Source organism: Arthrobacter sp. TB 23 (genome assembly GCF_000294595.1).
Taxonomy (GTDB): Bacteria; Actinomycetota; Actinomycetes; order Actinomycetales; family Micrococcaceae; genus Arthrobacter_D.
Genome location: NZ_ALPM01000037.1, coordinates 1 through 5,433 on the forward strand (window position 1 = coordinate 1; position 5,433 = coordinate 5,433).

At 62.1% G+C, this 5,433-nt stretch carries 5 protein-coding genes, 2 pseudogenes and 1 other annotated feature; of the genes and pseudogenes, 5 read left to right on the plus strand and 2 right to left on the minus strand.

Annotated features, from left to right (window positions below; translation table 11 throughout):
• The first annotated feature begins 55 nt into the window (after nt 1-55).
• Nucleotides 56-1,320 (plus strand): IS3 family transposase gene (locus tag B384_RS17755; protein ID WP_156808956.1). Its coding sequence is split into 2 segments (ribosomal slippage): nt 56-359 and nt 359-1,320, totalling 1,266 coding nucleotides; the frame shifts between segments, so codons are not numbered across the junction.
• Nucleotides 355-489 (plus strand) — a sequence feature (AL1L pseudoknot). It overlaps the preceding gene by 135 nt.
• 28 nt (nt 1,321-1,348) lie before the next feature.
• Here the strand turns inward: B384_RS17755 and B384_RS0104760 are convergent.
• Nucleotides 1,349-1,882, minus strand: coding sequence for a hypothetical protein (locus B384_RS0104760; protein WP_192813061.1), 534 nt, complete (start codon nt 1,880-1,882; stop codon nt 1,349-1,351).
• Nucleotides 1,883-1,899: 17 nt separating this feature from the next.
• On the opposite strand from B384_RS0104760, the gene B384_RS20475 reads away from it, so the two are divergent.
• Together B384_RS20475 and B384_RS20480 are read left to right on the plus strand one after the other, a co-directional pair.
• The gene (locus B384_RS20475) at nt 1,900-2,625 is read left to right on the plus strand and encodes an IS3 family transposase (protein ID WP_156808973.1); all 726 of its coding nucleotides are present in this window, start codon (nt 1,900-1,902) and stop codon (nt 2,623-2,625) included.
• A 7-nt stretch (nt 2,626-2,632) separates the two neighbouring features.
• On the plus strand, nt 2,633-2,836 hold the full coding sequence (locus B384_RS20480) for an integrase core domain-containing protein (RefSeq protein WP_156808974.1): 204 nt from the start codon (nt 2,633-2,635) through the stop codon (nt 2,834-2,836).
• A gap of 34 nt (nt 2,837-2,870) precedes the next feature.
• Here B384_RS20480 and B384_RS20760 read toward each other — a convergent pair.
• Nucleotides 2,871-3,059, minus strand: a pseudogene (locus tag B384_RS20760) (integrase core domain-containing protein); the annotation flags it as partial.
• 21 nt (nt 3,060-3,080) lie between these two features.
• On the opposite strand from B384_RS20760, the pseudogene B384_RS20485 reads away from it, so the two are divergent.
• Both B384_RS20485 and B384_RS0104785 read left to right on the plus strand, forming a co-directional pair.
• Nucleotides 3,081-3,943: pseudogene (locus B384_RS20485) on the plus strand (IS3 family transposase); the annotation flags it as partial.
• 131 nt (nt 3,944-4,074) lie between these two features.
• The gene (locus B384_RS0104785) at nt 4,075-5,424 is read left to right on the plus strand and encodes an IS30 family transposase (RefSeq protein WP_443110774.1); all 1,350 of its coding nucleotides are present in this window, start codon (nt 4,075-4,077) and stop codon (nt 5,422-5,424) included.
• Nucleotides 5,425-5,433: the final 9 nt, after the last annotated feature.

A 5,433-nucleotide genomic window follows, 5' to 3' on the forward strand; every position in this document is an offset into this window, starting at 1 on the left:
CTGAACCGCCCTGGGTTTGTTGGAGGCTTCTGACCTTGGAATCGAGAATAGAGTCATGGCAAAGAGTCAGGGAACTGGGAGGCCGACGGCACGTCGGTATTCGCCGGAGGAGAAAGCCGCAGCGGTGCGGATGGTTCGAACCTTGCGGGCAGAGCTTGGGACCGAGCACGGGACGGTCCATCGGGTGGCTACTCAGCTCGGATACGGGGTTGAGTCGGTGCGGTCGTGGGTCAAGCAAGCCGACATCGATGACGGGCACGTCGCCGGTGTGAGTACTGCGGATGCGGGCCGGATGCGGGACCTTGAGCAAGAAGTACGGGAGCTGCGTCGGGCGAACGAAATCCTGAAACGGGCTGCGAGTTTCTTCGGGGCGGAGCTCGACCGCCAACACCGGAAGTAGTCGCGTTCATCGACGCGAACAAGAACGACGTCGTTGAGGGTCGCCCGCTTGGAGTCGAGCCCATCTGCAGCCTGTTGCAGGTGGCTCCGAGCACGTACTACGCCGCGAGGGACCGTGCACCGTCCGCGCGTACCGTCAGCGACGCGGTTCTGATACCCGATCTAGTGGCCCTGTGGGAGAACAACTACCGCGTCTACGGGGTCCGTAAGCTTTGGAAAGCTGCGTGCCGGGCCGGAATGGACATCGGCCGCGACCAGACGGGCCGGTTGATGCGCGCCGCCGGCATCGAGGGCGCGACACGCTCGAAGCGGGTCAAAACGACCAGGGCTGACCCGGCTGCGGCGCGGCACCCGGATCTAGTCCGGCGGGAGTTCACCGCGGCGGCCCCGAACCGGCTCTGGGTGACCGACCTGACCTTCGTCCCGACATGGGCCGGCGTCGGGTACGTCTGTTTCATCATTGACGTGTTCAGCCGGATGATCGTCGGGTGGCGATGCGCGTCGCACATGCGCACCGAAATGGTTCTCGACGCGATCGAAATGGCCCGTTGGGGTCGTGGTGCTCACCACGAGGATCTTCGATGCCACAGCGATGCGGGCAGTCAATTCACGTCGATCCGCTACGGCGAACGTCTCGCGGAAATCGGCGCAACACCCTCGATCGGGACCGTCGGTGACAGCTACGACAACGCCCTCGCGGAGACGGTGAACGGCTACTACAAGACCGAACTCGTCCGCGGCCCCGCCCGACCCGGACCGTGGAAGACGGTCGAAGACCTCGAGCTAGCGACCCTCGGCTGGGTCCACTGGCACAACACCCAACGCCTCCACGGCTACCTCGGCGATGTTCCACCCGCGGAGTTCGAGCAGATGTTCTATGCTGACCAAACCGACCACGCTCAGCTGGCGGAAATCAAATAGCGCGAGTCTCCATCAAACCCAGAGCGGTTCAGACCGCCTGCGCGTCCTGGATCAGGGCCCACATTCCGCCAAGTAGATCAGGGGTCGTCCGGGAGGGCAGCATCCGGGCCTGGATGAATCCCGAGAACGCCGACGTCATCACCAGCACCGGTGGAGTGTCGTGCTGGCCCTCGCCCACGGGCAACGGCTCATGTGGGAACCACAAATCGCATTGGATCTGGAAGCCCGGTACGTGGACCAGCCGGTCCACCGGGTCCGGCGGCGCGTACTCGGGCCGGATCACGGCGACCTTCGCCCGGAACAGTGACGCCGATCCAGACCAGCCCACCCGCTCCGCGAGCGTCGCTGCTGGCATTGTCGGGGTTTTCACCAACAACTCGCGCACCCTCGGAGCGAACGCGTCGAAACTCGACGCCCCGGACGCCCGCTGATACTTCGGCACCCGATCCGATGCCAACGCCCGATCCACCGTTCCGCGGGAAACCCCCACGATCCTGCCAATCTCACGCTTCGAGTGCTGACCCGTCGAAAACAGGTGGCGTATCTTCGCCCAATCATCCAAATTGATCACCTTCCATCATGGTCGGTGGCCCTATTTTCAGTTGGCGTTCCTGGCCCTACTTTCGGCCGGCGTTAACAGCAGTCGTTGACGGGCTCGTCGTCCGAGGATTCTCCGCCCGGCGGTCCTGCATCACCGCAGGCCTGAACCGTTCGACTTATCTCAAACACCTCCGCGCAGAACCCTCTAACCGGGCCATCAGACGAACCATCGTGGCCGACTACGTCTGCCTGATTCACCGGCAGTCCGGCGGCACGTACGGATGGCGCCGAATCAGGGCCGAATTATTGGATGAGTACGAGATGATCGTCAACCGCAAACTCATCCGGGCCATCATGGTTGAGCACGAAATCGCCGGAGTTCCGCGGGCCAGCGCCTTCCGTAACCCGCTGGTGGACAAACGCACAGACACCGATCTGGTCAACCGGATCTTCACCGCGGACGGACCCAACAAGCTCTGGCTGACCGACGTTACCGAACACCCCACCAAGGAAGGCAAGGTCTACTGCTGCGTGGTGCTGGACTGCTTCGCGCGCACCGCGGTCAGCCGCTCATTCTCGACCATCAACGACACCGCGCTGGTCAACCGGGCTATCACGCAGGCACAAAGAAGCCGGCAACGGGACGGAGCGACAATCATGCACTCGGACCACGGGGCGAACTTCACCTCCTGGGGATTCAGTGAGAACCTGAGCACCTGGGATCTCACACCCTCGCTGGGTAGCGTCGGAGATTGCTACGATTAACGCGGCCATGGAGTCTTTCTGGGGCCGCATGCAGGCCGAGCTCCTCAATACCCGAAAGACTTGGCAGACAGTGGTCGAACTCGTCACAGCAATGGATGCCTGGCTGGACTTCTACAACGGCAAACGCCGGCACAGCTACACCGGCTATATGAGCCCTGACCAATACGAAGTACTCTGGAACGACCTCAATAACCCGCTCCTATTCACATAAGACCGGTGGAAAACGCGGGGCCCCTATCAAGTTGCTATGCGATAGCTAGTTGGTTTCCTGCGGTCCAGTTTTCCCAGTAGGCCGACGGTGTCATTCCGTCGAGGGATCCGTGGGGACGTTCATGATTGTAGATCTGTTTCCATTCATCGGCTAAGTATTTTGCTTCGGCCAGGGTGTGGGACTGCCCCGAGTTTGCTTGACTCCTGACTTGTGAGGATTTACTCCTCGCAGCAAGGATGTTCACATGCCCAAGCCATTTCCCGCCGAGTTCCGACGCGACGTTGTCGCCGTGGCACGCAAGCACGAAGCGCCGATCTCCCAGATCGCCAAGGACTTCGGAATTTCCGAAGCCACTCTGCATAACTGGCTCAAGAAAGCCGACATTGAAGACGGTGCCCGTCCCGGTGTCACCCAAAAAGAAGCCGCCGAACTCCGAGACGCAAAGAAACGAATCCGGCTTCTGGAGCAAGAGAACGAAATTCTTCGCCGGGCGGCGGCGTTCTTCGCCAGGGAGCTGCCCCCAAAATGAGGTTTCCGCTGGTCCTTGACCTTGCCGCAGACGGTATCGCCGTCGCGGTGGCCTGCCGGGTGCTGGGTTTTTCCAAACAAGCCTTCTACGCATGGAAGGCAGCGCCGGTGACGGAGCGGGATTGGTCCGATGCGCATCTGATCAACGCTGCCTTGGACGTCCACCGTGACGACCCCGGGTTCGGGTACCGGTTCATCGCCGACGAACTCCAAGCCCAAGGCTTCACCTCCGGTGAGAACCGGGTCTCCCGGCTGTGTAGCAGCCAACGTATTTGGTCCGTCTTCGCCAAGAAACGCGGCCTGACCCGCAAGGCCGGCCCACCGGTCCATGATGATCATGTCCAACGGAACTTCACCGCCACGGCCCTAGATCAGCTGTGGTTGACCGATATAACGGAACACCGCACCGATGAGGGCAAGCTCTATCTGTGCGCCATCAAGGACGTCTACTCGAACCGGATTGTGGGCTACTCCATCGATTCTAGGATGAAGGCATCCCTAGCCGTCTCCGCTCTTCACAACGCGATAGCGTTACGGGCCCCGGACAAGACGGTGGTTCATAGCGACCGTGGTTCTCAAGGTGAATTCAATTGGTCGTCGCAACACCTCGATTATGGAGGTTCGCGATGGGACGCGGTGGAAAGCAGTTGCGGAAGGCTCCGGAGGGCGCGCGGCGGCAGTGGGCGGCGGATCGGGCGTTACGTCCGCCGATGCGTTCGCCGGGCAGGCCAGAGCCCTCTCGTGCGGTGCAGCGGGAGTTTTGGCGTTTGATCGCTACTGGGGTGACAACCGTCAAAGCTGCGGAGGCGCTCGGTGTGTCGTGGCCGGTCGCGTCGCGGTGGTTCCGTCACGCTGGCGGCATGCCGCCGATCAGTCTTGACGAGCCTACGGGCCGCTACTTGTCCTTCGCTGAGCGTGAGGAGATCTCGTTATTGCGAGCCCGGGAGGTCGGCGTGCGTGAAATCGCGCGGCGGCTTGGCCGCGACCCTGGAACGATCTCGCGCGAGTTGCGTCGCAACGCGGCTACGAGGAGCGGGAAGCATCTCTATCGGGCCTTGGTGGCGCAGTGGAAGGCGCAACAGGCTGCGAAGCGCCCGAAGACCGCGAAACTCGCGGACAATGCGAGGTTGCGTGAGTATGTTCAGGAACGGCTCGCTGGGGTCATCCGCCGGCACGACGGCACTGTCGTCGCTGGCCCTGCGACACCGGCCTGGAAGGGGCTGAACAAACCGCACCGGCAGGACAGGCGATGGTCGACAGCTTGGAGTCCGGAACAGATCTCCCACCGGCTCCGCGTCGATTTCCCGGATGATGAGTCGATGCGCATTAGTCACGAGGCCATCTACCAATCGCTGTTCATCGAGGGTCGTGGCGCGCTCAAGCGCGAGCTGGTCACCTGCCTGCGCACCGGCCGTGCGCTGCGGGAACCTCGAGCTCGATCGAAGAGTAAACCCCAAGGCCATGTCACCGCGGAGGTCCTCATTAGCGAACGCCCCGCCGAAGCCGAAGACCGTGCGGTACCGGGCCACTGGGAGGGTGATCTGATCATCGGAACCGGACGATCCGCGATCGGCACGGTCATCGAGCGCAGCAGCCGCTCCACAATCCTGGTACATCTGCCCAGGCTGGAAGGCTGGGCTGATAGACAGGCCGTGAAGAACGGGCCCTCGCTCGGTGGCTACGGTGCCGTGGCGATGAACGCCGGGCTTACGGTCTCGATGACCAAGCTGCCCGAACAGCTCCGCAAGACCCTCACGTGGGATCGAGGGAAAGAGCTCTCCGCACACGCCCAGTTCACTCTCAGCACTGGAACGAAGGTGTTCTTCGCCGATCCGCACTCACCCTGGCAGAGACCCACGAATGAGAACACCAACGGGCTGTTGCGCCAGTTTTTCCCGAAAGGCACTGACCTCTCCAGGTGGACTGCCGAGGACCTCGAAGCCATCGCTCTGACCTTGAACAACCGGCCCCGTAAAGTCCTCGACTGGAAAACCCCGGCTGAAGTCTTTGCCGAGCAGCTAAGCTCGCTCCAACAGCCCGGTGTTGCAACGACCGATTGAACTGGCCCA